General features: G+C 67.9%; 25 protein-coding genes and 1 tRNA gene. 18 read left to right on the forward strand and 8 right to left on the reverse strand.

The window, feature by feature from the left end; translation table 11 throughout:
• Entirely contained in the window at positions 1–1,326 is a 1,326-nt protein-coding gene (locus ASF87_RS13040; RefSeq protein WP_056376553.1) for a DUF1254 domain-containing protein, read from the forward strand.
• Between the two features lie 133 nt (positions 1,327–1,459).
• On the opposite strand, the gene ASF87_RS13045 is transcribed toward ASF87_RS13040, so the two are convergent.
• The 3 genes from ASF87_RS13045 to ASF87_RS13055 all read right to left on the reverse strand — a co-directional run bounded on the left by ASF87_RS13045 (position 1,460) and on the right by ASF87_RS13055 (position 3,028).
• Complete coding sequence (locus ASF87_RS13045; RefSeq protein ID WP_056376554.1) at positions 1,460–1,900, reverse strand: DUF7144 family membrane protein; 441 nt, start codon at positions 1,898–1,900, stop codon at positions 1,460–1,462.
• 229 nt (positions 1,901–2,129) lie between these two features.
• Positions 2,130–2,202: transfer RNA gene (locus ASF87_RS13050), tRNA-Arg, on the reverse strand.
• A gap of 16 nt (positions 2,203–2,218) precedes the next feature.
• Complete coding sequence (locus tag ASF87_RS13055) at positions 2,219–3,028, reverse strand: SGNH/GDSL hydrolase family protein (RefSeq protein ID WP_056376555.1); 810 nt, start codon at positions 3,026–3,028, stop codon at positions 2,219–2,221.
• A gap of 70 nt (positions 3,029–3,098) precedes the next feature.
• Here ASF87_RS13055 and argS point away from each other — a divergent pair, with 70 nt between their 5' ends.
• A complete protein-coding gene (argS, locus tag ASF87_RS13060; RefSeq protein WP_056376556.1) occupies positions 3,099–4,763 on the forward strand; it encodes an arginine--tRNA ligase in 1,665 nt (554 codons plus the stop codon).
• 39 nt (positions 4,764–4,802) lie between these two features.
• Positions 4,803–5,663, forward strand: coding sequence for an LmeA family phospholipid-binding protein (locus ASF87_RS13065; RefSeq protein WP_056376557.1), 861 nt, complete (start codon positions 4,803–4,805; stop codon positions 5,661–5,663).
• Positions 5,664–5,693: 30 nt separating this feature from the next.
• Here ASF87_RS13065 and ASF87_RS13070 read toward each other — a convergent pair whose 3' ends face one another.
• Positions 5,694–6,722, reverse strand: a complete 1,029-nt coding sequence (locus ASF87_RS13070; RefSeq protein ID WP_056377011.1) for a YihY/virulence factor BrkB family protein — start codon at positions 6,720–6,722, stop codon at positions 5,694–5,696.
• 150 nt (positions 6,723–6,872) lie between these two features.
• Here ASF87_RS13070 and lysA point away from each other — a divergent pair, with 150 nt between their 5' ends.
• The 5 genes from lysA to prfA all read left to right on the forward strand — a co-directional run bounded on the left by lysA (position 6,873) and on the right by prfA (position 13,847).
• Positions 6,873–8,282 (forward strand): diaminopimelate decarboxylase, encoded by a 1,410-nt coding sequence (gene lysA / locus ASF87_RS13075; RefSeq protein ID WP_056376558.1) that lies wholly within the window; start codon positions 6,873–6,875, stop codon positions 8,280–8,282.
• A 63-nt stretch (positions 8,283–8,345) separates the two neighbouring features.
• Positions 8,346–9,653: a homoserine dehydrogenase gene (locus ASF87_RS13080; protein ID WP_056376559.1), complete on the forward strand. Its 1,308-nt coding sequence runs from the start codon at positions 8,346–8,348 to the stop codon at positions 9,651–9,653.
• A gap of 2 nt (positions 9,654–9,655) precedes the next feature.
• Positions 9,656–10,585: a homoserine kinase gene (thrB, locus tag ASF87_RS13085; protein WP_056376560.1), complete on the forward strand. Its 930-nt coding sequence runs from the start codon at positions 9,656–9,658 to the stop codon at positions 10,583–10,585.
• Between the two features lie 197 nt (positions 10,586–10,782).
• Positions 10,783–12,756, forward strand: a complete 1,974-nt coding sequence (gene rho / locus ASF87_RS13090) for a transcription termination factor Rho (RefSeq protein ID WP_056376561.1) — start codon at positions 10,783–10,785, stop codon at positions 12,754–12,756.
• An 11-nt stretch (positions 12,757–12,767) separates the two neighbouring features.
• Entirely contained in the window at positions 12,768–13,847 is a 1,080-nt protein-coding gene (gene prfA / locus ASF87_RS13095; protein ID WP_042541861.1) for a peptide chain release factor 1, read from the forward strand.
• A 34-nt stretch (positions 13,848–13,881) separates the two neighbouring features.
• Here the strand turns inward: prfA and ASF87_RS13100 are convergent, their stop codons facing one another.
• Positions 13,882–14,535 carry a response regulator gene (locus tag ASF87_RS13100; protein WP_056376562.1) on the reverse strand — a complete coding sequence of 218 codons (654 nt, stop codon included), beginning with the start codon at positions 14,533–14,535 and terminating at the stop codon, positions 13,882–13,884.
• Complete coding sequence (locus tag ASF87_RS13105; RefSeq protein WP_235558962.1) at positions 14,532–16,181, reverse strand: sensor histidine kinase; 1,650 nt, start codon at positions 16,179–16,181, stop codon at positions 14,532–14,534. Before ASF87_RS13105 ends, ASF87_RS13100 begins: the two co-directional genes overlap by 4 nt.
• A gap of 158 nt (positions 16,182–16,339) precedes the next feature.
• Between ASF87_RS13105 and ASF87_RS13110 the strand changes: the two genes are divergently transcribed.
• Positions 16,340–17,884: a CitMHS family transporter gene (locus ASF87_RS13110; RefSeq protein ID WP_056376564.1), complete on the forward strand. Its 1,545-nt coding sequence runs from the start codon at positions 16,340–16,342 to the stop codon at positions 17,882–17,884.
• Between the two features lie 18 nt (positions 17,885–17,902).
• Positions 17,903–18,313 (forward strand): phage holin family protein, encoded by a 411-nt coding sequence (locus ASF87_RS13115; RefSeq protein WP_056376565.1) that lies wholly within the window; start codon positions 17,903–17,905, stop codon positions 18,311–18,313.
• Between the two features lie 16 nt (positions 18,314–18,329).
• Here ASF87_RS13115 and epsC read toward each other — a convergent pair whose 3' ends face one another.
• Together epsC and cysK are read right to left on the reverse strand one after the other, a co-directional pair.
• Entirely contained in the window at positions 18,330–18,899 is a 570-nt protein-coding gene (gene epsC / locus ASF87_RS13120) for a serine O-acetyltransferase EpsC (protein ID WP_056376566.1), read from the reverse strand.
• Positions 18,900–18,907: 8 nt separating this feature from the next.
• A complete protein-coding gene (gene cysK, locus ASF87_RS13125; protein ID WP_056376567.1) occupies positions 18,908–19,846 on the reverse strand; it encodes a cysteine synthase A in 939 nt (312 codons plus the stop codon).
• 100 nt (positions 19,847–19,946) lie between these two features.
• On the opposite strand from cysK, the gene prmC reads away from it, so the two are divergent.
• The 8 genes from prmC to ASF87_RS13165 all read left to right on the forward strand — a co-directional run bounded on the left by prmC (position 19,947) and on the right by ASF87_RS13165 (position 25,886).
• Positions 19,947–20,807 (forward strand): peptide chain release factor N(5)-glutamine methyltransferase, encoded by an 861-nt coding sequence (prmC, locus tag ASF87_RS13130; RefSeq protein WP_056376568.1) that lies wholly within the window; start codon positions 19,947–19,949, stop codon positions 20,805–20,807.
• A 48-nt stretch (positions 20,808–20,855) separates the two neighbouring features.
• Positions 20,856–21,563, forward strand: a complete 708-nt coding sequence (locus ASF87_RS13135; protein ID WP_042541855.1) for an L-threonylcarbamoyladenylate synthase — start codon at positions 20,856–20,858, stop codon at positions 21,561–21,563.
• Entirely contained in the window at positions 21,560–22,732 is a 1,173-nt protein-coding gene (locus tag ASF87_RS13140) for an MraY family glycosyltransferase (protein ID WP_056376569.1), read from the forward strand. Before ASF87_RS13135 ends, ASF87_RS13140 begins: the two co-directional genes overlap by 4 nt.
• Positions 22,729–23,304: a hypothetical protein gene (locus ASF87_RS13145; protein ID WP_056376570.1), complete on the forward strand. Its 576-nt coding sequence runs from the start codon at positions 22,729–22,731 to the stop codon at positions 23,302–23,304. Before ASF87_RS13140 ends, ASF87_RS13145 begins: the two co-directional genes overlap by 4 nt.
• A 146-nt stretch (positions 23,305–23,450) precedes the next feature.
• On the forward strand, positions 23,451–24,236 hold the full coding sequence (gene atpB, locus ASF87_RS13150) for a F0F1 ATP synthase subunit A (protein ID WP_056376571.1): 786 nt from the start codon (positions 23,451–23,453) through the stop codon (positions 24,234–24,236).
• 43 nt (positions 24,237–24,279) lie between these two features.
• Positions 24,280–24,516, forward strand: coding sequence for an ATP synthase F0 subunit C (atpE, locus tag ASF87_RS13155; RefSeq protein WP_042541851.1), 237 nt, complete (start codon positions 24,280–24,282; stop codon positions 24,514–24,516).
• A gap of 27 nt (positions 24,517–24,543) precedes the next feature.
• On the forward strand, positions 24,544–25,098 hold the full coding sequence (locus ASF87_RS13160; RefSeq protein ID WP_042541850.1) for a F0F1 ATP synthase subunit B: 555 nt from the start codon (positions 24,544–24,546) through the stop codon (positions 25,096–25,098).
• The gene (locus ASF87_RS13165; RefSeq protein ID WP_056376572.1) at positions 25,098–25,886 is read left to right on the forward strand and encodes a F0F1 ATP synthase subunit delta; all 789 of its coding nucleotides are present in this window, start codon (positions 25,098–25,100) and stop codon (positions 25,884–25,886) included. The genes ASF87_RS13160 and ASF87_RS13165 overlap by 1 nt, the downstream gene beginning before the upstream one ends.
• The last annotated feature ends 22 nt before the right edge of the window (positions 25,887–25,908 follow it).

Consider the following 25,908-nt stretch of genomic DNA (forward strand, 5'->3'; position numbering starts at 1 on the left):
ATGACGAACCTCACTGCCCTCGCCGCAGACGCCTTCATCTTCGGGTACCCGCTCGTCTACAACGTCAACTCGCTCCAGGTCATCTCGGGCGGGGGGATGGGGAGCCTGCCCGCCACTCCCTTCAACAGGTTCGGCTTCGCTCAGAAGCTGGCCACACCGTCGGACCCGTTCGTGAGCGTCAACAACGACACCGTGTACGCGCTCGCACAGCTCGATCTCTCCGGCGGGCCGCAGATCCTGCACGTCCCGGATACCGAAGGCGCCTACTACGTCCTCCAGTTCGTCGATGCATGGACCAACAACTTCGCCTATGTCGGACGCCGAGCCACAGGCACGAACGAGGCCAGGTACCTCATCGTCGGACCAGGGTGGGCAGGCGACAACGCTGACAACCTGACCGTCATCGAAGCCCCAACGAACATCGCGACCATCGTCGGGCGCCTTGCGTGTTCAGGACCCGAAGACCTCCCGCGGGTGCTCGAGCTCCAGAAGCACTTCACGCTGACGGCTGTGGACGGGAACTCCGAGCCGAGCGGCATCCCGCATGCGAACCCGGAGTTGCCGAAGCCGTTGCAGTTCTGGGACGAACTGCGGCTGTGGTCGCAGGCCTTCCCTCCGGCCGGTGACGACCAGGACTACCTCGCATCGCTTGCAGGCCTTGGTCTTCTCGACGACGGCGGCCCCTACTCCTCGCCCTCCCCGGAGCTCGCCCGGGCGCTGGGCGAAGGGCTCGTAGAGGGGAAGAAGCGGCTTGAAGAAGCCGCCCGCGCCAAGGATCCGAACGCAGTTAACGGGTGGCAGATGAGCCTGCACCTCTTCGACTACAACCGAAGCGCCTTCAGCGTCGGCGCTATCGACAGCGACGAATGGAAGATCGCCGGCCGCGACGACGCGTACCTCGACCGCGCGGTCGCCGCACGGAACGCGCTCTGGGGCAATCATGCCTATGAGGCCGTGTATCCGCAGGTGTATGTGGATGACCGAGGCGAGCAGCTCAACGGTGCACACCGGTACGAGATCACCTTCACCGAACTCCCGCCCGTGGATGCTTTCTGGTCCATGACGATGTACTCGATGCCCGAGTACTACCTCGTCGACAACCCCATCGAGCGCTACTCCATCGGTGACCGGACAGAGGGAATCCACTATGCGGATGACGGATCGCTGACTGTCTATCTCCAGCACGATGAGCCCGCTGAGCCGGAGCACAGGGCGAACTGGCTCCCGACGCCAGACGGTGATTTCAGACCGATGATCCGCATCTACCAGCCGAAGGAAGCGGTCTTGGACGGCACTTACACGCTTCCGCCGGTGCGGCGAGTCTGAAGCTCATTCCGCGAATAGCCATTCGCGCCGCGGTGGACCGTTGAGCGGGAACGGGTCTCCTCTCTCCGTCGTGCGGAGCCCGCGCGCTGATGACACGGTGTACCGCGCGACGCTCAGTGCGAGAATCCTCGGGTCACACCACGGCGCCGCGCTCGTTCGGCGTCCGACGCTCGGACAGCTCGTGGCCGTGTGCGGTCAGTGCGTAGATGATGAGCACGTCGATCGCGATGACGATGACCGACCACCATGGCTGGGCCGGCAGGACGAGCAGCTGACCGGCCGCGCTGAGCACCGCGAGGATCACGGCGATGACTCGCGCCCACACTGCGCCGCTGAACAGCGCGAACGCGGTGATCGTCAGCAGCGCCCCGATGACGATGTGCCACCATGCCCATCCGGCGACATCGAAGAGGAACAGCGAGCCGTCGATCACGACGTAGGACGCCCGCGGCCCGAGCAGGAGCACGAGGCCCTGCAACAGGGAGAAGATACCGCTGATGAGGATGATGACGCCCGCGAAGGCCGCCCACCCCGTCCAGGCGGCTGATGTCGTCGCGGCTCTGGGTGTGGACATGGCTGTCACCTCTCTGCCGGCGTGGCGGCGCCGTGATGCGATGGCCCGACTGCCTGCACCTGCAAGGTGATTCTCCCGCCGTGACGGGACGAGGGGCGTCACCCGAAGAGAGTGATGCTGAGGAGTAGCACCGCGGTCGACGAGAAAAGCCGCCTGAGCCCAGGCGGCTTTTCTCGTAGTGATTGGTGTCGCGTACGAATCTGCACTCGTTCCGCGTACAACCCTTGTGTGCCCCCGACAGGAGTCGAACCTGCGACCTACGGTACCGGAAACCGGCGCTCTATCCACTGAGCTACGGAGGCGTACCGATCGACAATATCACTGCTCGGGAGTGGTCTCCGACTCACCGGCCTCGGTCACCGGCGCGTCGCCCAGTTCGCCGAGTGCGGAGGCCAGCTTCTCGGCGAGGTAGCGGTGTCCGTCGGTCGACGGATGCTTGCGGCCCACCTCGACGTCGATGACCGACAGATAGTTCTGCTCGGTGATCCACTCCTGTGCGATGGGGGAGATGTACCACCAGCTGCGAGCCGCGGCGAGGGCGCCGAGATCGGCGTCGATGCGAGCGGTCTCGGCACCGACGGGCAACTCGTGCGGTGCCGGGCCGAGAATGACGACCGTCGCCTCCGGATACTTCGCCGCGATCGCGTCCCAGGCGGCGGTGACGGCTTCTCTGTACCCGGCCTCACCCTGGGCCCGGTCGTTGATCGATCCCTGCAGGATGATCAGGTCGGGGGTGAGCGTCGGATCCAGAGCGGCGATGCGCTCGCCGAAGGCGGGGCCGTCGAGGCCGGGCTTGAGGTAGCCGCTGCCGCGGACGCCGTTCACGATCGTCTCGCCATCGATCAGGTCGGCGAGCCGATACGCGTAGCCGAGGGTCGGGTCGGTCGCGGCCGAGCCATACGTCCAGGAATCGCCGAAGACGAGAACGGTCGGATGCTCGGGAAGGAGCAGCGGAGCAGGCGCGATCTCGACCGCTTCCTGCTCGCCTGCCGCGGCACCGACGGGTGTCGAGGACGGCACGGGAACCCACGGGCGCCAGACACCGAGGACGACCGCGGCGAGCGCCAGGATCACGGCGACGGCGAGGCCTGCGACGGGCAGACGGCGGCGGGCGGGGGCGGCCTTCATGGCATGACTGTAGATCACGATCCCGCCCGCGCAAATTCCGACGCGTGACGCGCCGTAAACTGGGAGGCCTATGAACCCTGAAACGCTCGCCACAGCCCTCCTCGCCGTCCTCGCACCGATCGCCGAGGAACGACGTCCTGGCGAGCCGCTCGGACTCACCGCAGCAGACATCGTCTTCGAGCGTCCTCGCAACCGCGACCACGGAGACTGGGCCTCGAACATCGCGATGCGCCTGGCGAAGCCGTTCGGCACGAACCCCCGTGAGCTCGCGCAGCAGATCGCGGACGGGCTCGCGCAGGTCGACGGCGTGCAGAGCGCAGAGGTCGCGGGGCCCGGGTTCATCAACATCCGCCTGGATGCGGCTGCAGCCGGCGCACTCGCGAAGGTGATCGTCGACGCCGGTGCCGAGTATGGGCACAACGACACCCAGGCCGGGCGCAGCATCAACATCGAGTTCGTCAGCGCTAACCCGACCGGACCGCTGCACATCGGCCACACCCGCTGGGCAGCGCTGGGCGACGCGATCGCCCGGGTGCTCGCGGCCTCAGGCGCGAAGGTCGCCAGGGAGTACTACATCAACGACGCCGGCGTGCAGATGGAGCGCTTCGCCAACTCGGTGCTCGCCGCAGTCAAGGGCGAGCCCACCCCCGAGGGCGGATACGCCGGCAGCTACATCGGCGACCTCGCCGCACGGGTGCTCGCTGCGCGCCCCGACCTGCTCGACCTGCCCGGCGACGAGCAGGTGGTCGTGACGCGCGAACTCGCTTACGGCTTCCAGCTCGAAGAGCAGAAGCAGTCGCTCTCGAAGTTCAACGTCGATTTCGACGTGTGGTTCTCGGAGCGCACTCTGCACGCCAAAGACCAAGACGGAGTCAGCTTCGTCGACCGTGCCGTCGATCGTCTGCGCGAGCAAGGGCACGTGTTCGACCACGAGGGCGCTGTCTGGGTGCGCACGACCGACTTCGGCGACGACAAAGATCGTGTGATCCGTCGCTCCAACGGCGAGTACACCTACTTCGCCGCCGACGCCGCGTACTACCTCAACAAGGGCGATCGCGGCTTCGAGTACAAGCTGTACCTGCTGGGCGCCGACCATCACGGCTATGTCCACCGCCTCAAGGCGATCGCGGGCGCGGCAGGGGAGGACCCCGAGAAGAACGTCGAGGTGCTGATCGGGCAGTTGGTCTCGGTGGGCGGTGCACGTCTCAGCAAGCGCGCCGGAAACATCATCGAGATGGACGATCTGCGCGAGTGGCTCGGCACCGACGCTCTGCGCTACTCGCTCGAGCGTTCGCCCGCCGACTCTCCCCTCGCGCTCGACCCCGAGCTGCTGCAGAAGCGCACGAACGACAACCCGGTGTTCTACGTCCAGTACGCGCATGCTCGCACGCACAACGTCGCGCGCAATGCCGCCGACTCCGGGGTGGACCGTTCGGAGTTCTCTCCCGAGACGCTCACGCACGAGACCGAGAGCGCGCTTCTCGGCGCCCTGCAGGAGTTCCCTCGCATCGTCGCGTTCGCGGCTGAGGTGCGCGAGCCGCACCGGGTCGCGCGCTACCTCGAAGAGCTCGCGGGCCTGTACCACCGCTGGTACGACAACTGCCGGGTCATCCCACAGGGCGACGACCCTGTCGAGACGGTGCACCGCACGCGTCTGTGGCTCAACGACGCCGCAGGGCAGGTGTTCCGCAACGGACTCGACCTGCTCGGTGTGTCTGCGCCAGAGCGGATGTGACTCCGGTTGCCGTCCGGCGTCGTAGGGCAGGATGGCAGCATGAGCGACGACAACCACACCCTTCCTTACCCCGCTGCGGATTCCGAGCATCCGACGCTCGTGATCCCCGGCGGCAAGGATGGTGCGCCCGTCGACGGTGTCGCCGCCCCCGCACGCAAGCGCAAGCGGTGGCCATGGGTGCTGCTGATCGTCGTCGTGGTGCTCGCCGCTCTCGTCGTCGCGGCGGAGCTCATCGCGCGGGCTGTCCTGCCAGGCATAGTGCGGGGCATCGTGATCGAGCAGCTCGATCTGCCCGCTGACCAGGAACTCGCGGTCGAGGCCGACGGCATCCTGCTGCCTCAGCTGATCGCTGGCACGCTCGACAGCCTGCACCTCTCCACCGACGCCGTGACCCTGGAGGGGATCACCGGCGCCGTCGACGTCACTGCCACGGGCGTCCCGCTGCGCGGCGGTGACCTGCGCGGCGCTTCCGGCACCATCCGCATCGACGAGTCGCAGTTCACGGATCTGCTGTCCGACACCGATCTCCCCATCGACACCGTCACGCTCGACACGCCGAACGCGACGGTAGCGGGCTCCGTGAGCGTGCTGGGCATCGCGATCCCGATCTCCCTCACGGTGACTCCTGGCGTCGCGGAGGGAGACCTCGAGCTCACCCCCGTCGGGCTGACCATCGGCGGACTCGAGGTCGACGCGGATCAGGTCGGATCGACCCTCGGCGCACTCGGGGAACAGCTCACCGAGACACAGCGCATCTGCATCGCCGATCAGCTGCCCGCGGGCATCACACTCACCGACCTCGAGATCGATGGAGCGGAGGCGGTGATCGATGTCGACGTCGACGGTGCCATCGCCACCGACGAGAGTCTGCTCGAGAAGGGCACCTGCCCTCAGGGGTGAGGCTCAGTCGTCGTCGGAACCGAGGCGGGCTTACCGCTCGGCCTTCTGGGCCGCGCGAAGCTCCGACGTCGCGAGCGCGACCTCGGCCTCAGCTCGCTGCACGCGTCGCTGGAGGAAAGTCGTCGCGCCGAATCGGGCATGCACGCGGTCTTTGCGCTCTTCCTCCGATGTGACGATGTAGGCGCACGAGATCAGGATGACCTGGGTCGACAGGTTGAGCCAGATCAGCAGCGCGAGCAGCGTGGCGAAGGAGGCGAGCAGCGGATTGCTCGTCGCGCCCCCGATGAACAGCCCCGAGAGCTCCTGCAGCACGAGCAGCCCGACGCCGCCGATGAGAGCCCCGATCCAGAGGGAGCGCCCCGAGGGACGGAGACCGGAGAGCAGCCGGAACACGCCCGCGATGAGCACGGTGTCGAGCGCCAGTACGACGATCAGCGAGACGATCCGGATGCCCCAGGATGCGACGGGCGAATCCTCGGGGATGCCGAGCAGACCGCTGATCCAGGTGATCCCGAGCCGGCCGGCGAAGGTGACGGCCGCTGCAGCGATGAACAGCACGGCGACACCCACCGCGAGCAGCAGGTTGCGGAGCAGAACCCAGATGAACAGCACGTCGGCGTGCGCCGTTCCGGCGAGGACTCGCACCGCCGTGCGCAGGGATCCCACGGCGCCGAGCGCCGAGCCGATCAGAGCGACCGTCGAGACGGCGCCCGCGATCGACAGCGAGATCGGCTCCTTGAGGTCATCGGGATTCACGACGCCGTCTTCGCCGATGAGACCGGGCACCACGGACTGAACGGCGGAGATGATCGCATCCCAGACGTCCGGATTGCCCGCGAGCCACAGCGCGGCGATCGAGAAGCCGAGGAGAACGGCGGCGAACACACTGAACAGCGCGCGGTAGGTCACGCTGTCGGCCAGCATGGGGCCCCGACGCTCCGAGTAGAGGAGGAAGGCCCGCACCGGACGACGGGTCAGAGCCCAGCGGATCGTCGCAGTGCTGACGCGCGCGATCAGGCCGGGGCGTCGGGCATCGGGTGCTGCGGATTCGGTGCTCATCTCCACCACCTTACGAGTCGGCAGGATGTGTCCGCAGGGGGTTGACGCCGAGTGTCACCATGACTGATGCGGCATGCACGGTGCCCTAGAATCGGGGGCAACCTCGCAGTGCGCGTATCCGCCCGAGACTCGTCCCACGATTGGTGTTCCTTGCTTTCCCCTGCCGACTCGCTCGCCCCGGAATGGCTCGTCGTGCCCGACGACGTGAATGATCTTCCCGCCGCTGTGTGGCCCGCCTCCGCAGCCCGCGGCGCCGACGGAGAACTGCGGATCGCCGGCATCTCCGCGACCGCTCTCGCCGAGACGTACGGCACGCCGCTGCTCGTGATCGACGAGGACGAGGTGCGTTCCCGCGCCCGCGCCTTCCGCTCGTCTTTCGACGCGGCGGCGAGCGAATACGGCACGACCGCGCAGGTGTACTACGCGGGCAAGGCGCTGCTGACCACGACGATCGCGCGCTGGGTTATCGACGAAGGACTCCGCATCGACGTGTGCACCGGCGGCGAGCTGGAGGTCGCGCTCGCAGCGGGCGTCGCTCCGGCATCCCTGGGCTTCCACGGCAACAACAAGTCGGTCGCCGAGCTCGAGCGCGCCGTCGAGGTGGGCATCGGCACGATCATCGTCGACAGCGCGATCGAGATCGAGCGTCTGGCGGCGATCACCGCCAGGACGGGCGCTGTGCAGCGCGTGCTGGTGCGGGTCATCAGCGGCGTGCACGCCGAGACCCACGATTTTCTGGCGACGGCCCACGAAGACCAGAAGTTCGGCTTCCCGCTCCCCGACGCCGAGCAGGCGGTCGCCCGCATCCGCGAGATCCCCGGCATCGAATTCGCCGGACTCCACTGCCATATCGGATCGCAGATCTTCGGCGTCGCGGGCTTCCGCGAGTCGGCAGAGCGGGTGCTCGAGCTGCACGCCGCGCTGCTCGAGGGTGGACCGGTGCCTCAGCTCAACCTCGGCGGAGGCTTCGGCATCGCATACACGAGCGTCGACGACCCCACGCCGATCGAGATGCTCGCGGGCGAGATCGTCGCCGCCGTCGCGGAGGGCTGCGCCGCACGCGGGATCGCCGTGCCCGCCCTGTCGTTCGAGCCGGGTAGGGCGATCGTGGGCACCGCCGGGGTGACGATCTACGAGGTCGGAACCACCAAGGACGTCGCGCTCGACACCGGAGCCACTCGGCGTTACATCAGCGTCGACGGCGGCATGAGCGACAACGCCAGGACGGCGCTCTACGAAGCGCAGTTCTCGGCTCGTCTCGCCTCGCGGCTCGGCTCAGGGGAGCCGCAGCTCAGCCGGGTGGTCGGCAAGCACTGCGAGTCCGGCGACATCGTGGTCGACCACGAGTATCTGCCCGCCGATGTGTCTCCGGGCGACCTGCTGGCTGTTCCCTCCACCGGCGCCTACTGCGCGCCGCTCGCCAGCAACTACAACCACGTCCCTCGCCCTCCGATCGTCGCCGTGCGCGATGGCCGGTCGGCGATCATCGTCCGCGGCGAGACCATCGCCGACGTCCTGGCACGCGATGTCGGCGTCGGGGCGTCCGAGAACCACGGGTGATCCGCGCGAACGACGCGGTCCCCGACGTAGCACGACTGATCAACCCTCCTAAGGAGAGATGCAATGACGACTGAGTACCGACGACTTCGGGTGGCGCTCCTCGGCGCCGGAGCGGTCGGCTCCCAGGTGGCCGCCCTCCTTCTTCGCCACGGCGACGAACTCGCCGACCGCGCGGGTGCCACGCTGGAGCTGGCCGGCATCGCGGTGCGCAACCTCGATGCGCCGCGCGAGACCGATCTGCCCAAGGAGCTGTTCACGACGGATGCAGAGTCGCTGATCCTCGGCTCCGACATCGTGATCGAGCTGATCGGCGGCATCGAGCCGGCACGCACGAGCATCCTGCAGGCAATCGGCTCCGGCGCCGATGTCGTGACGGCCAACAAGGCGCTGCTGGCCACGCATGGTCCCGAGCTGTTCGAGGCGGCCGACCGGGTGGGCGCATCCGTCTACTACGAGGCGGCCGCTGCCGGTGCGATCCCGATCATCCGCCCGCTGCGCGACTCGCTCGCCGGCGACCGCGTGGTGCGCATCATGGGGATCGTGAACGGCACGACCAACTACATCCTCGATCGCATGGAGACCGAGGGTGCCGACTTCGCCGACGTTCTCGCCGACGCGCAGCGCCTCGGTTATGCCGAAGCAGACCCGACCGCCGACATCGAGGGATTCGACGCCGCCCAGAAAGCCGCGATCCTCGCGAGTCTCGCATTCCACACGGCGGTTCCGCTCGACGCCGTGTACCGCGAGGGCATCACGACGATCACGGCGTCGATGATCGACGAGGCGCGCGCCGCCGGCTTCGTGATCAAGCTGCTCGCCGTCTGCGAGCGCATCGAGGCCAACGGCACCGAGTCGATCTCGGTGCGCGTCTACCCGGCACTCGTCCCCAAGTCGCACCCGCTCGCCTCGGTGCACGGCGCCAACAACGCCGTCTTCGTCGAGGCGGAGGCCGCAGGGTCGCTGATGTTCTACGGTGCAGGCGCCGGCGGAGTGCAGACGGCATCCGCAGTGCTCGGAGACGTCGTGTCGGCGGCTCGCCGGCACATCGCCGGCGGCGTCGGCGTGGGGGAGTCCACCAGAGCGAACCTCCCTGTGGTGCCGATCGGTCACGTCACGACCCGATACCAGATCACTCTCGAGGTCGCGGACGCTCCGGGCGTGCTCGCGACCGTCGCCGGCATCCTGAGCGATGGGGCCGTTTCGGTCGCCACTGTCGTGCAGACCGTCGAAGGAGAGGACGAGCCCACCGCTCGCCTCGTCATCGGCACGCACCGTGCCACGGATGCCGCGCTCAGCGCCACGGTCGATGCGCTCGCGGGCAGCTCTGTCGTCGAACGGGTCGTCTCGGTGCTCCGCGTGGAAGGCGAGTGACGATGGCGGCAGGGCGCACGGTCGAGGTGACGGTCCCGGCGACCAGTGCCAACCTCGGCCCTGGATTCGACACCCTCGGACTCGCGCTCAGCGTCTACGACACGCTTCTGGTCACGGAGCTCCCCGCGGGAGCGCTCGAGATCGAGGTCTCCGGTTCCGGAGCCGCCGAGATCCCCCGTGACGACTCGAATCTCATCGTCCGCACGATCGCACATGTGTACGCAGACGTCGAGCGGCCCCTTCCGGGGCTGCGCATCGTCGCCGAGAACGGCGTGCCGCACGGTCGTGGACTCGGATCCTCAGGCGCGGCGGTCGCGGCAGGCATCCTCGCGGCCAAGGGGCTGCTCGAGGGCGATGTGGAGATCGGCGACGTCGACATGCTCCGCCTCGCCACCGAGATCGAGGGACACCCCGACAACGTGGCGCCCGCGCTGTTCGGCGGGCTGACGATCGCGTGGATGGGGGAGCGCGGAGCGCAGCACAAGAAGTTGCTCGTGCACCGCGGTGTGTCGCCGCTCGTGCTCGTGCCCTCGTACACGATGTCGACCACGAAAGCACGCTCGCTGCAGCCGCCTCAGGTCTCGACGGCAGATGCGGTGTTCAACGTCTCGCGCTCGGCATTGCTGATCGCGGCACTCATGCAGAGCCCCGAACTGCTGCTCGACGCGACGGCCGACCGCCTTCACCAGGACTACCGGGCCGAGGCGATGCCCGAGACTCAGCGGCTGGTCCAGACGCTCCGTGCGGCGGGCTTCGCCGCCGTGGTGTCCGGCGCCGGTCCCAGCGTGCTCGTGCTCGCCGACGGCCCGGGAAGCCGTCAGGACGCCATGGAACTCGCCGCATCGACGACCGACACCCCGTGGGACGCGCTGCTGCTCGCGGTCGACGTGCGTGGTGGTACAGTGGGGAATCGAGCGGAGGGCTCCACGTAACTGCGTGAATCTGGCCCCATTGCAACTCTGCAAGACCCGCACGCAAACCCCTGTGACACTGCTCTCACCGAGAACTCCGTTCTTTCCGAGAACCCAGTGCAGAGGCTGACTGACGCCGAGCGTCAGTCCGTGCGATCGCGCGCAGCACCCGTTGTGCGCGTGCCGCTCATGTCCCCGAGACCAAAGAGGGAGTACTCGTGGAGAATTTCTCCGAGACCCAGAACGACCAGGCGGCGACTGCCGCCGAGGCTCCGGCAAAGGCCGCGAGCTCCGACGCCGCGACGACTGCCGCGACCGAGGTGGCCCCGGCCCGCAAGCGCGCGCCGCGCCGGGCGAGCACCGCATCAGCCGCCGCGAAGGCGGAGAAAGCTGCTGCGTCCGCAGACAGCACACCGGCGCCCGAGGCCCCCGCTGCCGAGACGCCCGCCGCCGACGCGGCTCCCAAAGCCAAGGCCCCCCGTCGCAGTCGTGCGAAGAAGGCCGACGCCGAGACCGCCGAGGCCCCCGCAGCCGCGGATGCTCCTGCAGCCTCCTCATCGGCTCCCGCAGCGCCCGCCGAGGCCCCCGCTGCGAAGACCGCCGACAGCAGCGACTCCGCTGACGCAGCCGGCTCTGCTGACGCTGCCGGCTCGACCGACGAGCCGAAGAAGACCACCGGCCGCGGACGCCGCACGGCGAAGAAGCCTGCGGCCGAGACCGAGGCTCCTGCGACCGAGAAGCCCGCCGACGCCGCACCGGCCGACGCGGCCCCCGCCGCCGACTCGTCCTCCGACTCCGCTGACGGCGGCGAGGAACAGGGCGGCCGCAACCGCAACCGCAACCGCAGCCGCAACCGCGGTCGCGGTCAGAACGGCGCCGCACAGGGCGGCGAGCAGCAGCAGCCTCAGCAGCAGCAGAGCGCACCCGCCGAAGACGAGGGCGGCAACGGCCGCAACCGTCAGCGCAACAAGCGCCGCGGTGGTGTGCCGACCGACGAGTTCGACACCGAGATCGGCGAGGACGACGTCCTCGTTCCGATCGCCGGAATCCTCGACGTGCTCGACAACTACGCGTTCGTGCGCACGACCGGCTACCTCGCCGGCCCGAGCGACGTCTACGTCTCCCTCGGACAGGTCAAGAAGTACAACCTGCGCAAGGGCGACGCGATCGTCGGCTCGATCAAGCAGCCGCGCGAAGGCGAGCAGCAGGGGCGCCAGAAGTACAACGCCCTCGTGAAGGTCGACTCGATCAACGGCCTGTCGATCGACGACGCCGCGACCCGCGTGGAGTTCGGCAAGCTCACCCCTCTCTACCCGCAGGAGCGTCTGCGCCTCGAGACGGTGCCCGAGAAGCTGACCCAGCGCATCATCGACCTCGTCGCTCCGATCGGCAAGGGACAGCGCGGACTCATCGTCGCACCGCCCAAGGCCGGCAAGACGATCGTCCTGCAGCAGATCGCGAACGCGATCGCTCAGAACAACCCCGAGGTCCACCTCATGGTCGTGCTCGTCGACGAGCGCCCCGAAGAGGTCACCGACATGGAGCGCACGGTCAAGGGCGAGGTCATCGCCTCGACGTTCGACCGTCCTGCCGAAGACCACACCACGGTCGCAGAGCTCGCCATCGAGCGTGCCAAGCGTCTCGTCGAGCTGGGCCGCGACGTCGTCGTGCTGCTCGACTCGATCACGCGTCTCGGCCGTGCGTACAACCTCGCGGCTCCGGCATCCGGACGGGTGCTCTCGGGTGGTGTCGACGCCTCGGCGCTGTACCCGCCCAAGCGCTTCTTCGGCGCTGCGCGCAACATCGAGAACGGCGGATCCCTCACGATCCTCGCCACGGCTCTCGTCGAGACCGGCTCCAAGATGGACGAGGTCATCTTCGAGGAGTTCAAGGGCACCGGCAACAGCGAGCTGCGCCTGTCGCGTCAGCTCGCCGACAAGCGCATCTTCCCGGCCGTCGACGTGAACGCGTCGAGCACCCGCCGCGAAGAGATGCTGCTGTCGACCGACGAGGTCAAGATCACCTGGAAGCTGCGCCGAGCCCTCGCGGGCCTCGACCAGCAGCAGGCGCTCGAGGTCGTCCTGGGCAAGCTCAAGGAGACCCACTCGAACGTCGAGTTCCTCGTGCAGATGCAGAAGTCGATCCCGACGCTGCCTTCGGGCGCGCACGGTCACGACAACAACATCCGCTGAGCGGAGCTGACGTGTTCGAGTCCGTCCAGACTCTGATCGACGAGCATCGCCGGGTGCAGGAGGAGCTCTCCGACCCGGCGGTGCACGCCGATGCTGCTCGGGCGAAGCGCGTCAATCGTCGCTACGCCGAGCTGTCGAGGATCGTCGCCGCCTACGAGGCCTGGGTGGCGGCATCCGAGGATCTGGACGCTGCGCGTGAGCTCGCTCGCGACGACGAGGCGTTCGCCGCCGAGGTCCCGTCCCTCGAAGAGGGTCTGCAGACGGCGCAGGAGAAGCTCCGGCGTCTGCTCATCCCTCGTGACCCCGACGATGCACGCGACGTGATCATGGAGATCAAGGCGGGGGAGGGCGGTGCCGAGTCGGCGCTGTTCGCCGCAGATCTGCTCCGCATGTACATCCAGTACGCGGCGTCCAAGGGATGGAAGACCGAGCTGCTCGAGCGGAACGAGTCCGACCTCGGCGGCTACAAGGATGTCCAGGTCGCGATCAAGGGGTCGTCGACCGACCCGGCGCAGGGCGTCTGGGCGCACCTGAAGTACGAGGGCGGCGTGCACCGCGTGCAGCGTGTGCCGGCCACCGAGTCGCAGGGGCGCATCCACACCTCGACCACCGGAGTGCTGGTGTTCCCCGAGGTCGATGAGCCCGACGAGATCGCCATCAATCAGAACGACCTGAAGATCGACGTGTTCCGCTCATCGGGCCCTGGCGGCCAGTCGGTGAACACCACGGACTCGGCTGTGCGCATCACGCACCTGCCGAGCGGCATCGTCGTGTCGATGCAGAACGAGAAGTCCCAGCTGCAGAACCGTGAGGCGGCGATGCGCGTGCTCCGAGCGCGACTGCTCGCGAAGCAGCAGGAGGAGCTGGATGCAGCGGCATCCGACGCGCGCAAGTCGCAGATCCGCGGGATGGATCGTTCGGAGCGCATCCGCACGTACAACTTCCCCGAGAACCGGATCGCAGACCACCGCACCGGCTTCAAGGCCTACAACCTCGACCAGGTGATGGACGGTGCGCTCGAGCCGATCATCGTCAGTGCCATCCAGGCAGACGAAGAGGCCCGGCTCGCCGCGGTGGGCTCCGACTCCTGAGCCGATCGCGCGTCGCTCCTCGCCTGTGCTCGGGTCAGGTGCGGGCCGCGTACCGGTGCTCGGGTCGTCCGGTCGCGCCGTAGCGCAGTCGCACCTCCACGACGGTGCGTGCAGCGAGAGCCGCGAGGTGACGCTGTGCAGTGGCGCGCGATATCCCGACGAGCTCCCCGACCTCGGCCGCCGAGGCCTCGCCATCGCCGAGTGCGGCGAGCACCAGCTGCTCCGTCGCCGAACGCGAGACCGACACCGGTTCTCCGGCGCCGTGCAGGATCGCCAGAGCACGGTCGGCGTCCTCCTGACGCAGGGGCCGGTCGCCGGCGAGCAGGTTGCGGTACCGCGCGTAGCGCTCGAGCAGGCCGATCAGCGCGCGTCGGTCGAAAGGCTTCAGCAGATATCCGACGGCACCTGATCTGAGCGCCCGGCGCACCGTGGGCGCGTCATCAGCCGCCGAGATGAGGATCGCGTCGATCCCGGCCTCCCGCACCAGAGCGATGCCGTCTCCGTCGGGGAGGAAGACATCAGCGAGGAGCAGGTCAGGGCGCGCGGAGCGGATGCGCTCCCTCGCCTCGGCGAGAGACCGCACCGGCTCCAGGGCGGTGAAACCCGGTTGGTCGTCGACGATGCTCTGATGCAGCAGGCCGACGCGGAAGTCATCGTCGAGTATCAGTACGCGGAGGGGGTCGGTCATTGCTTCTCCTCGGTCGTCGGAGTGTCGGACACGGCGCGGCCGATGCGCGCGGCGAGAACGGCGCCGTGCTCCCCGCCCCCCGCGTCGATGATCCAGAGGTCTCCGCCACGGCGGCGCGCGATGTCTCGAGCCAGGGGGATGCCCAGACCGTGGCCGTGCACGTGATCGTGGTCGTCCTCACCCGGCGTCCGCGGCGCCATCGGATCGATCCCCGCGAGTCCCGGCCCGGAATCCGCGACCGTGACGACCAGCGCGTCACCGTCTCCCAGCACCGCGACTTCCACCCAGCGGGGGATCCGCTCTCCGGAGGCGGCTGCTTTCACCGCGTTGTCGACGAGGTTGCCCAGCACGGCTGCGACGTCCTCCGGCTCTGCCACACTTCCGATCAGCTGGGTCTCGTCCGCGATCCGCAACGCGACGCCGCGCTCACCGGCTTCGATGCCTTTGGCGCCGAGGAACGAATGCAGGAAGGGATCGCTGAGCAGCTCGAGCCCGGCGACGGGGAACGCGACCGAGCCCCGCTCGACGAGCTCATCGAGAAAGCCTCTGGCGTCGTCGATCCTGGCCGCATCGATGAGTCCGGCGACCACGTGCATGCGATTGGCGAACTCGTGGCGCTGCACGCGCAGCGCAGTGGTGACCGCGCGCACGGTCTCCAGCCGCTCCGTCAGCGCGATGAGGTCGGTGCGGTCGCGGATGATCAGCACGTCTCCGAGCGGCCTCCCGTCGCGGATGACCGGTCTGGAGTCGAAGTACAGGACGCGTCCGCCCACCACCGCGGTCGATGTGGTGCGCCTGCCCGTCGCGGTCTCGACGACAGCCGGAGGAAGTCCGAGCTCCGCCAGCCGATGTCCGACCGGCGAATCGAGGCCGAGCATACGGTCGACCGCATCGTTGCTGACCCGCACGACGCCGGCGATGTCGACCGCGAGCACGCCGTCGTCGACGCCGTTGAGCACTGCTGTCTGGTTCTGCACGAGCGCCACGAGCTCTTCCGGCTGCACGCCGAGCGTGAGCCGCTCCCACCGACGACGCAGTAGAAGGAATGCAATGATCGCCAGGCACACCGCCCCCGTGGCTGTGGCGCCGATCACGGCGAGCAGGGGTGGGAGGTCGTCGAACACTCCCGTGCGCTCGAACCCCACGCTGACCTCGCCGACGGGCACGCCGGCCTCGTCACGCACCGGCACCTTGGCTCTCGCCGACTCGCCGAGGGTGCCGGTCTGCCAGTCGACGACCTCGTTCCCGGCGAGAACCTCCTCGAAAGGCGTGCTGACCATCTGGCCGATGCGTGAGCTGGTGGGGTGGGCCAGGCGGATGCCGTCCGCGTCGGCGATCACCACGAAGAGCGCTCCGGTGCGGTCGGACACGTTCGACGCGATGCGCTGCAGCTCGCCGTTTCTGAGCACCTCGGCATCCGGCGTCTCCTGCATTGAGGAGATGCGCGCGACCTCGGCGCGAACCTGCGGGTCCTCGGCCAGGGTCCTCGCGATGCCGAGGGCGGTGGACTCGGCTTCGGCGCGCAGCTGCTGCACGGCGAGAGCGAGGTACACACCGGTGCACAGCGCGACCACGAGCGCGACCGTGCCGAGGTGCAGCAGCAGCGTCCGTGTCGCGAACCGAGGTCTCGTCGTCGTCTTCGACACCCTCTTCCCTTCGCACGCGACCATCGCGCAATATGCGCAGAACTCACGCTACGCGCACAACGTCCGGGAATGCGGCATACCGCGCTCGCAAGCGACGGATTGCCTAGTCTCGTCAGGATCCGTCGGAGTCGACGGATCCCCGACGAAGGAGTCACAGCATGCCCGACGTTCTCACCGGCCTGTCAGCGGCCGCCGAAGAGGCGCCGACCTACGACGTCGCGTTCGTACCGCCGGAGTGGGTCCTCGTCCTTCTCGGATTCACCATGGTGCTCGCCTTCATGACCCTGATCATGACGAAGCGGCTGACTCCCATGGTGGCGTTGATCCTCGTGCCGACCGTGTTCGGGCTGTTCGCCGGCGCCGGGCTCGGCATGGGCGACATGATCCTCGACTCGATCGCCACCATGGCGCCGACCGCCGCACTGCTGATGTTCGCGATCATGTTCTTCGGGATCATGATCGACGTCGGCCTGTTCGACCCGTTGATCCGCGTCATCACGCGCGTTCTCGGTGACGACCCCGCGAAGGTCGTGCTCGGCACGGCTATTCTCGCAGGCGCTGTCTCTCTCGACGGCGACGGCTCGACGACGTTCATCATCACGACCTCGGCGATGCTGCCGATCTACCTCCGTCTCGGCATGAGCCCGGTCGTCCTCACCTGCGTCGCCGGGTTGATGAACGGCACGTTGAACATCGTGCCGTGGGGCGGGCCGACCGTGCGCGCCGCGACCGCTCTGGGCCTGCAGCCGACCGACATCTTCGTTCCCATGCTGCCGGCGCTCGGCGTCGGCATCGTCGTGACGCTCGGCTTCGCCTGGATGCTCGGTCTGCAGGAGCGACGTCGTCTCGGCCGCCTGGACTCCGATGCGCTGCTCACCGGCACCGACGGCGGAGCCTTCTCGACGGTGCCGAAGATCTTCCGCGGCTCGGATGCGAAGCCCGGTGCCCGTGCGGCGTTGCGCACCGGCAACATCGTGGTCGTGGCAGGTGGGCGCGGCCCGGTGGCCGCGGCGAGCGTGGACCCTGCGGACACGGCCATGGCGGACACCATGCTCGACCCCGCACGGCCGACGCTGCGACCGAGGCTCATCTGGTTCAACCTCGCCCTCACGCTCGCCGTGATGGTGCTGCTCGTGCTCGACATCATGCCGCTTCCCTATGTGTTCATGGTCGGAGCGGCGGTCGCGCTGCTCGTCAACTTCCGGGGGATCAAGGAGCAGTCGTCCGAGATCGTCGCACACGCCCCGAGCATCGTCGGGGTGGTGTCGATGGTCATCGCCGCCGGAGTTCTGGTCGGCGTGCTGACCGGCACCGGCATGGTCGACGCGATGGCGACATGGATCACCGATGTGCTGCCGCCGGCCCTCGGGCCCTTCCTCGCACCCATCACCGGAGTCCTGTCGATCCCGTTCACGTTCTTCATGTCCAACGACGCCTTCTACTTCGGCATCCTGCCGGTGCTCGCCCAGAGCGCAGCGACGTTCGGAATCGATCCCGTCGAGATGGCGAGGGCGTCGATCATCGGTCAGCCCGTGCACCTGCAGAGTCCTCTGGTGCCGGCGATCCTGCTGCTCGTCTCGCTCGCGAGCGTCAACCTCGGCGATCATCACAAGAAGGTGCTCTGGCGCGCGGTGATCGTGTCGTTGGTGATGCTCGCCGTCGGCATCCTGTCGGGAGCGATCCCCTTCTTCGTCGCGCAGTGAGAGCGATAGGCTCAGGCCGTGATCACCCTTCTGTTCCGCGCGCTCATGTATCTCGTGTCCGCAGGTCTCGGCCTCATCGCCGCCGACCTCCTGCTCGAGGGCTTCCAGATCGAGTGGGACAAATGGTGGGGATTCGTGATCTGCATCGTGATCTTCGCGATCCTTCAGAGCGTTCTCGCTCCGTGGGTCAGCAGGATGGCCGATCGGTACGCGCCGGTGCTGATGGGCGGCATCGGGATCTTCTCGACGCTCATCGCACTCGTCATCGTCGTGCTGCTGCCGATCGGCGGGCTGCGCATCGTCGATCTCTCGGGGTGGATGCTCGGATCCGTGATCGTCTGGCTCATCACCGCGCTGGGCAGCGTTCTGCTGCCGTTGATCTTCCTCCGCAAGAAGGTCGACAAGGTGCGGTCGCGCCGCGGCGCGTGATGCACACGCGAGAGCGTCAGATCGAGTAGTCCGGTGCGGTCAGCACGGCTCTGGTGTCCTCGCCCATGATCCGCGCCCGCGGCTTCGCCGGCACTCCGACCAGGATGCTGTCTGCCGGGGCGTCACGGGTCACCACGGCGTTCGCCCCGACCACCGAGCCCTCGCCGATCGTGACCGGCCCCAGGATCTTGGCCCCCGCGCCCACGGCGACACCGTCGCCGAGGGTGGGGTGACGCTTGCCGACGCCTCGCGTGCGACCGCCGAGCGTGACGCCGTGATAGAGCATCACGTCGTCACCGATCTCCGCCGTCTCGCCGATCACCACACCCATGCCGTGGTCGATGAAGAAGCGTCGGCCGATCCGCGCCCCCGGGTGGATCTCGATGCCGGTGAGCCAGCGCGAGATCTGCGAGGTGGCCCGGGCGACGAGCCGCAGCCGTCGGCGCCAGAGCGCGTGCGAGACGCGATGCGCCCAGATCGCGTGCAGCCCCGGATACAGCAGCGCCACCTCAGCGCCACTGCGCGCCGCGGGGTCGCGGATGCGCGCTGCCGCGATGTCCTCGCGCATTCGGTCGATCATGCCCATCGAGCGGATCAGCCTTCGCGAAGGTCTTCGTACAGGGCGGTCGAGAGGTAGCGCTCGCCGAACGAGGGGATGATGACGACGATGGTCTTGCCCGCCGCCTCGGGGCGCTGCGCGACCTGCAGAGCGGCCCAGATCGCGGCGCCGCTAGACATGCCCACGAGGATGCCCTCCTTGCGCGCGGTCTCACGCGCGACACGGATGGCGTCGTCGAAGGTGACGTCGATGACCTCGTCGAGGACATCGCGATCGAGGATGGGGGGCACGAAGTTCGGTCCGATGCCCTGGATCTTGTGCGGTCCGGGGTGCCCCTCGGTGAGAATCGGGGAGTCCTTGGGCTCGACGGCGACGATCTGCACGCCGGGGATGCGCTCCTTCAGAACCTGGCCGACACCGGTGATGGTTCCGCCGGTGCCGATCCCGGCGACGAAGTAGTCGACTGAGCCCTCCGTGTCGCGGAGGATCTCCTCCGCTGTGGTCTTGCGGTGGATCGCGGGGTTCGCCTCGTTGGCGAACTGCTTCGCCAGCACCGCACCGGGCGTGCGGGCGGCGATGTCCTCCGCCTCGGCCAGAGCGTGCGTCATGCCCTTGGTGGGGTCGGTGAGCACGAGTTCGGCGCCGAATGCCTTGAGAAGCATGCGCCGCTCCTTCGACATCGACGCGGGCATCGTCAGAATCACCTTGTAGCCGCGGGCGGCGCCGACCATCGCCAGGGCGATACCGGTGTTGCCGCTGGTCGCCTCCACGATCGTGCCCCCGGGCTTGAGCTCGCCCGATGCCTCTGCGGCGTCGACGATCGCGATGCCGAGCCGGTCCTTGACACTCGAGGCCGGGTTGTAGAACTCGAGCTTGGCCAGCACGGTGGCGCCGAGGCCCTCGGTGACCCGGTTCAGACGAACCAGGGGAGTGTTGCCGAAAGCGGTGGTGATGTCGGAGTGGATTCCGGGCATGGGGAGAGCCTTCCTGTGCGGGGGGACTGCGCGCTCCAGCCTAGGCGAGCACTCTGGAGGGGTGGGCAATATGACACCATCTGCGCTCTACGCTTGATCCATGCCCGATCTCACCCTGGCCTCAGCCGTGCATGCCGCGGCCCGACAACTCGCCGACGCGGGCGTCTCGGATCCCCTCGTCGATGCCGAGCTGCTCGCGGGCCACGTCCTCGGTCTGCGACGGGGAGAGGTACAGGCCGTCATCATCCGCGGCGATGCGGTCGAGGAGGCGGATGCGGATTCACTGCGAGCCCTGGTCACCCGCCGGGCGGGCAGGGAGCCGCTGCAGCACATCACCGGAACCGCGCCGTTCCGGCATCTGGAACTCGCCGTGGGGCCGGGGGTCTTCGTGCCCCGACCGGAGACCGAGACCGTGGTGCAGTACGCGATCGATGCCCTCCTGGGTTCCCCGCTTCCCGCGCCGATCGGCATCGACCTCGGCACCGGCAGCGGCGCGATCGCTCTCGCCATGGCCACCGAGGTGCCCCATGCGCGTGTCTTCGCGACGGAGCTGTCGCCCGACGCCTACCCATGGGCGGCACGGAACACTGCGGGCGTGGACAACCTCACCCTGGTGAATGAAGACCTGGCGCATGCGTTCCCCGAGCTCGACGGCACCGCGTCCGTCGTGATTTCGAACCCGCCGTACGTCCCTGACGCCGCTGTGCCCCGCGACCCGGAAGTGCGCCTCTTCGACCCGTCGATGGCGTTGTACGGGGGAGAGGACGGTCTCGACGTCGTGCGCGTGCTCAGCGTGCGCGCCCTCGAGCTGCTGCATGCGGGCGGGCTTCTGGTCATCGAGCACGGCGAGTTGCAGGGCGAGGAGATCCGCAGCATCCTCACCCGCGACGGGTGGCGGGCGGCGGCGACGCACCGCGACCTCACGCTCCGAGACAGAGCGACGACCGCTCTGCGCCCCTGAGACGCGGACACGAACCGCACAGGCATCCCCAACTAGAATCGGATCGTCATGTCCTCCATCTTCGATTGCGGCGATGAGGCTCAGCTCCTCGCCGGCATGCGCCACGCCCGCCAGGCGATCAGCCGCGGCGAACTCATCGTCATGCCCACCGACACTGTCTACGGCGTCGCCGCCGACGCCTTCTCGCCCGCAGCGGTGCAGCGCCTCCTCGATGCCAAGGGACGAGGGCGCAACCAGCCCCCGCCCGTGCTCATCGGCACGAAGGAGACCCTGCACGCGCTCGCGGAGTCCGTGCCGGAGCCCGTCCAGCGTCTCGTCGATGAGTTCTGGCCCGGCGGCCTGACCATCGTCCTGCCTGCCCAGCCCTCCCTCGTCTGGGACCTGGGAGACACGGAGGGTACAGTCGCCGTCAGGATGCCCGAAGGACGCGTCGCACTCGAGCTGCTCGCCGAGACGGGGCCGCTCGCGGTGTCCAGCGCCAACCTCACGGGCCGTGAGTCGGCGATCTCGGCGCTCGATGCCGAGCGGATGCTCGGGGACAGCGTCTCGGTCTATCTCGCCGACGGTGTCAGCCGCGACGGGATCGCGTCGACGATCGTCGACGCGACCTCGCTGGTGCCCCGCGGCGCTGAGCCCACCACGGGCGGCGTGCGCATCCTCCGAGTCGGCGCTGTCAGCCGCGAGCGGTTGGAGGAGGTGCTCGGCGATCTGCTCGAGCCCGACGCGCAGGCACCGGAATCGGACGGGGATTCGTGAAGCAGTACCTCTTCACGATCCTCCTGACCGCCGCGATCACATTCGCGTTGACCTGGGCGGTCTGGCGGCTGAGCCTGCGGTTCAAGCTCTACCCGACTATCCGCGAACGGGATGTCCACACCACCCCGACGCCGCGTCTCGGCGGCGTCGCGATCTTCCTCGGCATCGCCGCAGCGATCGGATTCTCGGCCGCGAATCCATTCTTCGCCACCATGTGGATGCCACCGCAGACGATGTGGTCGATCCTCGCCGCGTCGCTGCTGATCGCCGTCATCGGCGTCGTGGACGACCTGTGGGATCTCGACTGGATGATCAAGCTCGGCGCGCAGTTCCTCGCCGCAGGGATCATCACGGTGGGCGGCGGGCTGCAGATCCTCTCCCTGCCGTTCGGCGATCTGATCGTGTTCTCGAGCTGGTTGAGCATCACCATCACGATGTTCGCGATCGTCATCGTGATGAACGCGGTCAACTTCATCGACGGACTCGACGGGCTCGTCGCCGGCGTCTGCCTGATCGCCAACGGAGTCTTCTTCGCGTACTCCTACATCCTGACGCGTGACACCGGCGCGTCCAGCTACTTCAACCTCGCCTCGTTCCTGGCGGCTGTGCTGATCGGCGCCTGCCTCGGATTCCTGCCGTTCAACTGGAGCCCGGCGAAGCTCTTCATGGGCGACTCGGGCGCTCTGGTCCTCGGCCTGCTGATGGCGACGTCCGCGATCGCCGTGACCGGACAGCTCGAACCCTCCGCCCTCGACCCCGAGCGCCTGGGCCGATCGCAGCTCCTCGGCGCGTTCATCCCGATCCTGCTTCCGCTGCTGGTGGTGCTTCTGCCCCTCCTCGATTTCGGGCTGGCCGTTCTGCGCCGGATGAACGCGGGAAAGTCGCCGTTCTCTCCCGACCGCAAGCATCTTCATCACCGCATGCTCGACCTCGGTCATCGCGACCGCGACGCCGTGCTGATCTTCTACGCCTGGACGGCGGTCATCTCGCTCGCCGTCCTCCTGATGTACGTGGGCGCTCGCGAGGACTGGCCCGGCCAGTATCTTCCCGGGGTCGTCTTCGGCCTCGTGGGAATCGCCGCGTGCCTCGTCATCACCCTGAATCCTCTGCGCCGACGGAAGCCCGCGGCGTCTGCTGAGTCCGACCCGACACCCGTGGAGTCCCCGTGAGCCCGAGCCCCGTTTCCAGCAATCCGATCCTGCGGAGGACGCTGCTCTGGTCCGCCCTCTCGATGGTGGTCCTCGCGATCATCGCCGGAGGTGTCGGTCTTCTCGTCGGCGGGGGAGAGGGCCTCGTGAGCGGCCTGCTCGGCGTCGTGCTCGCCATGCTGTTCCTCGGAATCACGGCACTCAGCATCCTGATCGCCAACCGCTGGTTCGGCGACCCCCTCTACGTGCAGCTGTTCTTCGCGATCGTGCTCGGCGGCTGGCTGCTGAAGCTCGGTGTCTTCCTGCTCGTGATGATCCTCCTCGCCGGTCAGCCGTGGCTGGACCCCATGGTCTTCTTCCTCTCGATCGTCGCCGGCGTGATCGTGTCGCTGGTGATCGACGTCATCGTGCTCACGCGCATGCGTCTGCCGAACGTGAGCGATGCCACTCTGCCGTCGGAAGCGCCGACGGACCACGCGCCCGGTGTGCAGCTGCCCACCATCGTGCCCGAGGATCGCGCCCCCGGCAGGCACAACCTGATTCCGGAGACCCGTGATCAGGATGGGCCGGCCGAAGAGGCCCCTCGGTCTTAGGACACCCTCAGATTCTGATAGTGTTGACACGTGCCCGCCGCTCGTTCGCGAGCGCTTGCGCTTGAAGCACACCGACCATCGTCGCCCCGGTTCTGACCGGTGCCCCGAAGCTGGAGCCCGCGCTGTTCAATCTTGCTGCGACCCTGATGCCCAAACTCGCCTCTGACGGCGAGTTCCACGGACCTTCGATCGACGAGTTCTTCCCGGAGATCCTCTTCAACGCGTTCGGGGTCATTCCCGTCCACCGGATCCACCTCGTGCAGTTCCTCGCCGTCGTGGTGGTGGTCCTGCTCCTGGTTCTCGGAACCCGTCGAATGAAGATCGTCCCCGGCCGCTTCCAGAGCGTCGTCGAGATGGGTCTGGACTTCGTCCGCACCAACATCGCGCACGATCTGCTCGGTCGCAAGGACGGCAACCGATTCCTGCCGATCCTCACCACGATCTTCTTCATGGTGCTGTTCATGAACATCACGGGAATCATCCCGTTCCTGAACATCGCCGGCACGAGCATCGCCGCCGTGCCGCTGACGCTCGCAATCGTGAGCTACGTCACCTTCATCTACGCGGGTATCAAGAAGAGCCCCCTGGGCTTCTTCAAGAACGCGCTGTTCCCGGCCGGTGTTCCGTGGCCGGTCTACGTCATCGTGACGCCGATCGAGTTCCTCTCGACCTTCATCATCCGGCCCGTCACGCTGATGCTCCGACTCCTGATGAACATGGTCGTCGGCCACATGCTTCTGGTGCTGTGCTTCGCGGCAACCCAGTTCTTCTTCTTCACCGCAGGTGGCGGCTGGGCCGCTCTCGGTGTCGGAACCCTCGCCTTCGGCGGCGCCTTCACTCTCTTCGAGATTCTTGTCGCCGTCCTCCAGGCATACGTCTTCACCGTCCTCACCGCGGTCTACATCCAGCTCGCGGTCGCAGAAGAGCACTGAGCGGGTCGGCAACTGCCGTCCCACCCAACGAAAGGAAAAACCCGTGGACGCTACTACGGTTCTCGCAGACATCAACGGTCACCTCGCATCGGTCGGCTACGGCCTCGCAGCGATCGGTCCGGCCATCGGCGTGGGCATCGTCGTCGGCAAGACCATCGAGGGCGTCGCCCGTCAGCCCGAGCTGGCCGGTCGCCTTCAGGTCCTCATGTGGATCGGTATCGCCTTCACCGAGGCGCTTGCATTCGTCGGCATCGCCGTCGGATTCATCCCCTTCCCGTAATCTCTACCGACTTCAGAAGGAGACAGGATGCTGAACGCTCTTGTCACGAACCTCGCGGCTGAGGGAGAAACGCCTAACCCGCTGATCCCCGCGTGGTACGACATCATCTGGTCGGGTCTGTGGTTCCTCATCATCCTCGTCGTCGTGTGGAAGGTCGCCCTTCCGAAGTTCACGGCGATGCTCGACAAGCGGTCCGCCGCCATCGAGGGCAACATCGCCAAGGCTGACGAAGCACAGAAGCAGGCTGAGGCCGCGCTCGAGGAGTACACCCGCCAGCTCGCTGAGGCACGCACCGAGGCCGGTGAGATCCGTGAGGCCGCCCGCGAGGACGGCAAGAAGATCGTCGCCGAAGCCAAGGACGCCGCGTCGAGCGAGGCTGCTCGCATCACCGCGACCGCGCACACGCAGATCGAGGCCGAGCGTCAGACCGCTCTCGTCTCGCTGCGCAGCGAGGTGGGCTCGCTCGCCATCGACCTCGCCGGTGGCGTGGTCGGCGAGACGCTCTCCGACGACGCACGTGCGACCGCAGTGGTCGACCGCTTCCTCGCAGACCTCGAAGCATCCGAGAAGGCGGCTCAGTAATGGGCAGCGCGACCACTCAGGCACTCGCGGCATCCACTCAGACGCTTGCCGCAGCGACGGACGTCACTCTCGACACGGCACGGGAGCTGTTCGCAGCCGCGCGTGCCGTGACGGAGTCGTCTCATTTGAGCGGCGCGCTCGCCGACGCCTCGGCTCAGGTCGAGGCGCGACAGAACGTCGTCGCAGCGGTGTTCGGCGGGTTCTCTCAGGACGCCCAGAGTGTCTTGAAGACCGTCGTCGCCGAGCGCTGGTCTTCGGCGTCGCAGCTGGTCGACGGCATCGAGGAGCTCGCCATCCGAGCTGCTGCCCTCGCCGAGCCCCAGGCCGACATCGCGGGAGAGCTGTTCGGCTTCACCCGCGTGATCGCCGCGAACGCGGAACTCGAGCTCGCGCTCGGGAGCCGCCTCGGGGGAGAAGACGCCAAGGGTGCACTCGTCGACAAGCTGCTCGCAGGTGGCGTCAGCGACGCGACTGCGGTGATCGTCTCGTCGCTGGTCCGCCAGCCCCGTGATCGCCGCGTCCGTCAGATGCTCGGTCGCGCAACGCGGGTCGTCGCAGATCAGGGCGACCGCGTGGTGGCCACTGTGCACAGCGCCAAGCCGCTCACGGATGCGCAGCGCACTCGTCTCAGGGACGCACTCTCGCGTCGCTACGACGGCAAGATCTCGCTCAACGAGGTCTCTGACCCCGCCGTCGTCGGAGGCCTGCGCGTGCAGATCGCCGATGACGTCATCGACGGCAGCATCTCCGCCCGTCTCGCCGACCTTCGCCAGAAGCTCGCCGGCTAACACGACTTCGCGCGGGGAACCG

This window comes from Microbacterium sp. Leaf161, from assembly GCF_001423645.1.
GTDB lineage: Bacteria > Actinomycetota > Actinomycetes > Actinomycetales > Microbacteriaceae > Microbacterium > Microbacterium forte.

What these genes read in the sequence shown, in the direction of transcription:
- ASF87_RS13040 (WP_056376553.1), top strand. Translation starts at nt 1, where the DNA reads ATGACGAACCTCACTGCCCTCGCCGCAGACGCCTTCATCTTCGGGTAC.
- ASF87_RS13045 (WP_056376554.1), bottom strand. Translation starts at nt 1,900, where the DNA reads ATGTCCACACCCAGAGCCGCGACGACATCAGCCGCCTGGACGGGGTGG.
- ASF87_RS13055 (WP_056376555.1), bottom strand. Translation starts at nt 3,028, where the DNA reads ATGAAGGCCGCCCCCGCCCGCCGCCGTCTGCCCGTCGCAGGCCTCGCC.
- argS (WP_056376556.1), top strand. Translation starts at nt 3,099, where the DNA reads ATGAACCCTGAAACGCTCGCCACAGCCCTCCTCGCCGTCCTCGCACCG.
- ASF87_RS13065 (WP_056376557.1), top strand. Translation starts at nt 4,803, where the DNA reads ATGAGCGACGACAACCACACCCTTCCTTACCCCGCTGCGGATTCCGAG.
- ASF87_RS13070 (WP_056377011.1), bottom strand. Translation starts at nt 6,722, where the DNA reads ATGAGCACCGAATCCGCAGCACCCGATGCCCGACGCCCCGGCCTGATC.
- ASF87_RS13080 (WP_056376559.1), top strand. Translation starts at nt 8,346, where the DNA reads ATGACGACTGAGTACCGACGACTTCGGGTGGCGCTCCTCGGCGCCGGA.
- thrB (WP_056376560.1), top strand. Translation starts at nt 9,656, where the DNA reads ATGGCGGCAGGGCGCACGGTCGAGGTGACGGTCCCGGCGACCAGTGCC.
- ASF87_RS13100 (WP_056376562.1), bottom strand. Translation starts at nt 14,535, where the DNA reads ATGACCGACCCCCTCCGCGTACTGATACTCGACGATGACTTCCGCGTC.
- ASF87_RS13110 (WP_056376564.1), top strand. Translation starts at nt 16,340, where the DNA reads ATGCCCGACGTTCTCACCGGCCTGTCAGCGGCCGCCGAAGAGGCGCCG.
- epsC (WP_056376566.1), bottom strand. Translation starts at nt 18,899, where the DNA reads ATGGGCATGATCGACCGAATGCGCGAGGACATCGCGGCAGCGCGCATC.
- cysK (WP_056376567.1), bottom strand. Translation starts at nt 19,846, where the DNA reads ATGCCCGGAATCCACTCCGACATCACCACCGCTTTCGGCAACACTCCC.
- prmC (WP_056376568.1), top strand. Translation starts at nt 19,947, where the DNA reads ATGCCCGATCTCACCCTGGCCTCAGCCGTGCATGCCGCGGCCCGACAA.
- ASF87_RS13135 (WP_042541855.1), top strand. Translation starts at nt 20,856, where the DNA reads ATGTCCTCCATCTTCGATTGCGGCGATGAGGCTCAGCTCCTCGCCGGC.
- atpB (WP_056376571.1), top strand. Translation starts at nt 23,451, where the DNA reads ATGCCCAAACTCGCCTCTGACGGCGAGTTCCACGGACCTTCGATCGAC.
- ASF87_RS13160 (WP_042541850.1), top strand. Translation starts at nt 24,544, where the DNA reads ATGCTGAACGCTCTTGTCACGAACCTCGCGGCTGAGGGAGAAACGCCT.
- ASF87_RS13165 (WP_056376572.1), top strand. Translation starts at nt 25,098, where the DNA reads ATGGGCAGCGCGACCACTCAGGCACTCGCGGCATCCACTCAGACGCTT.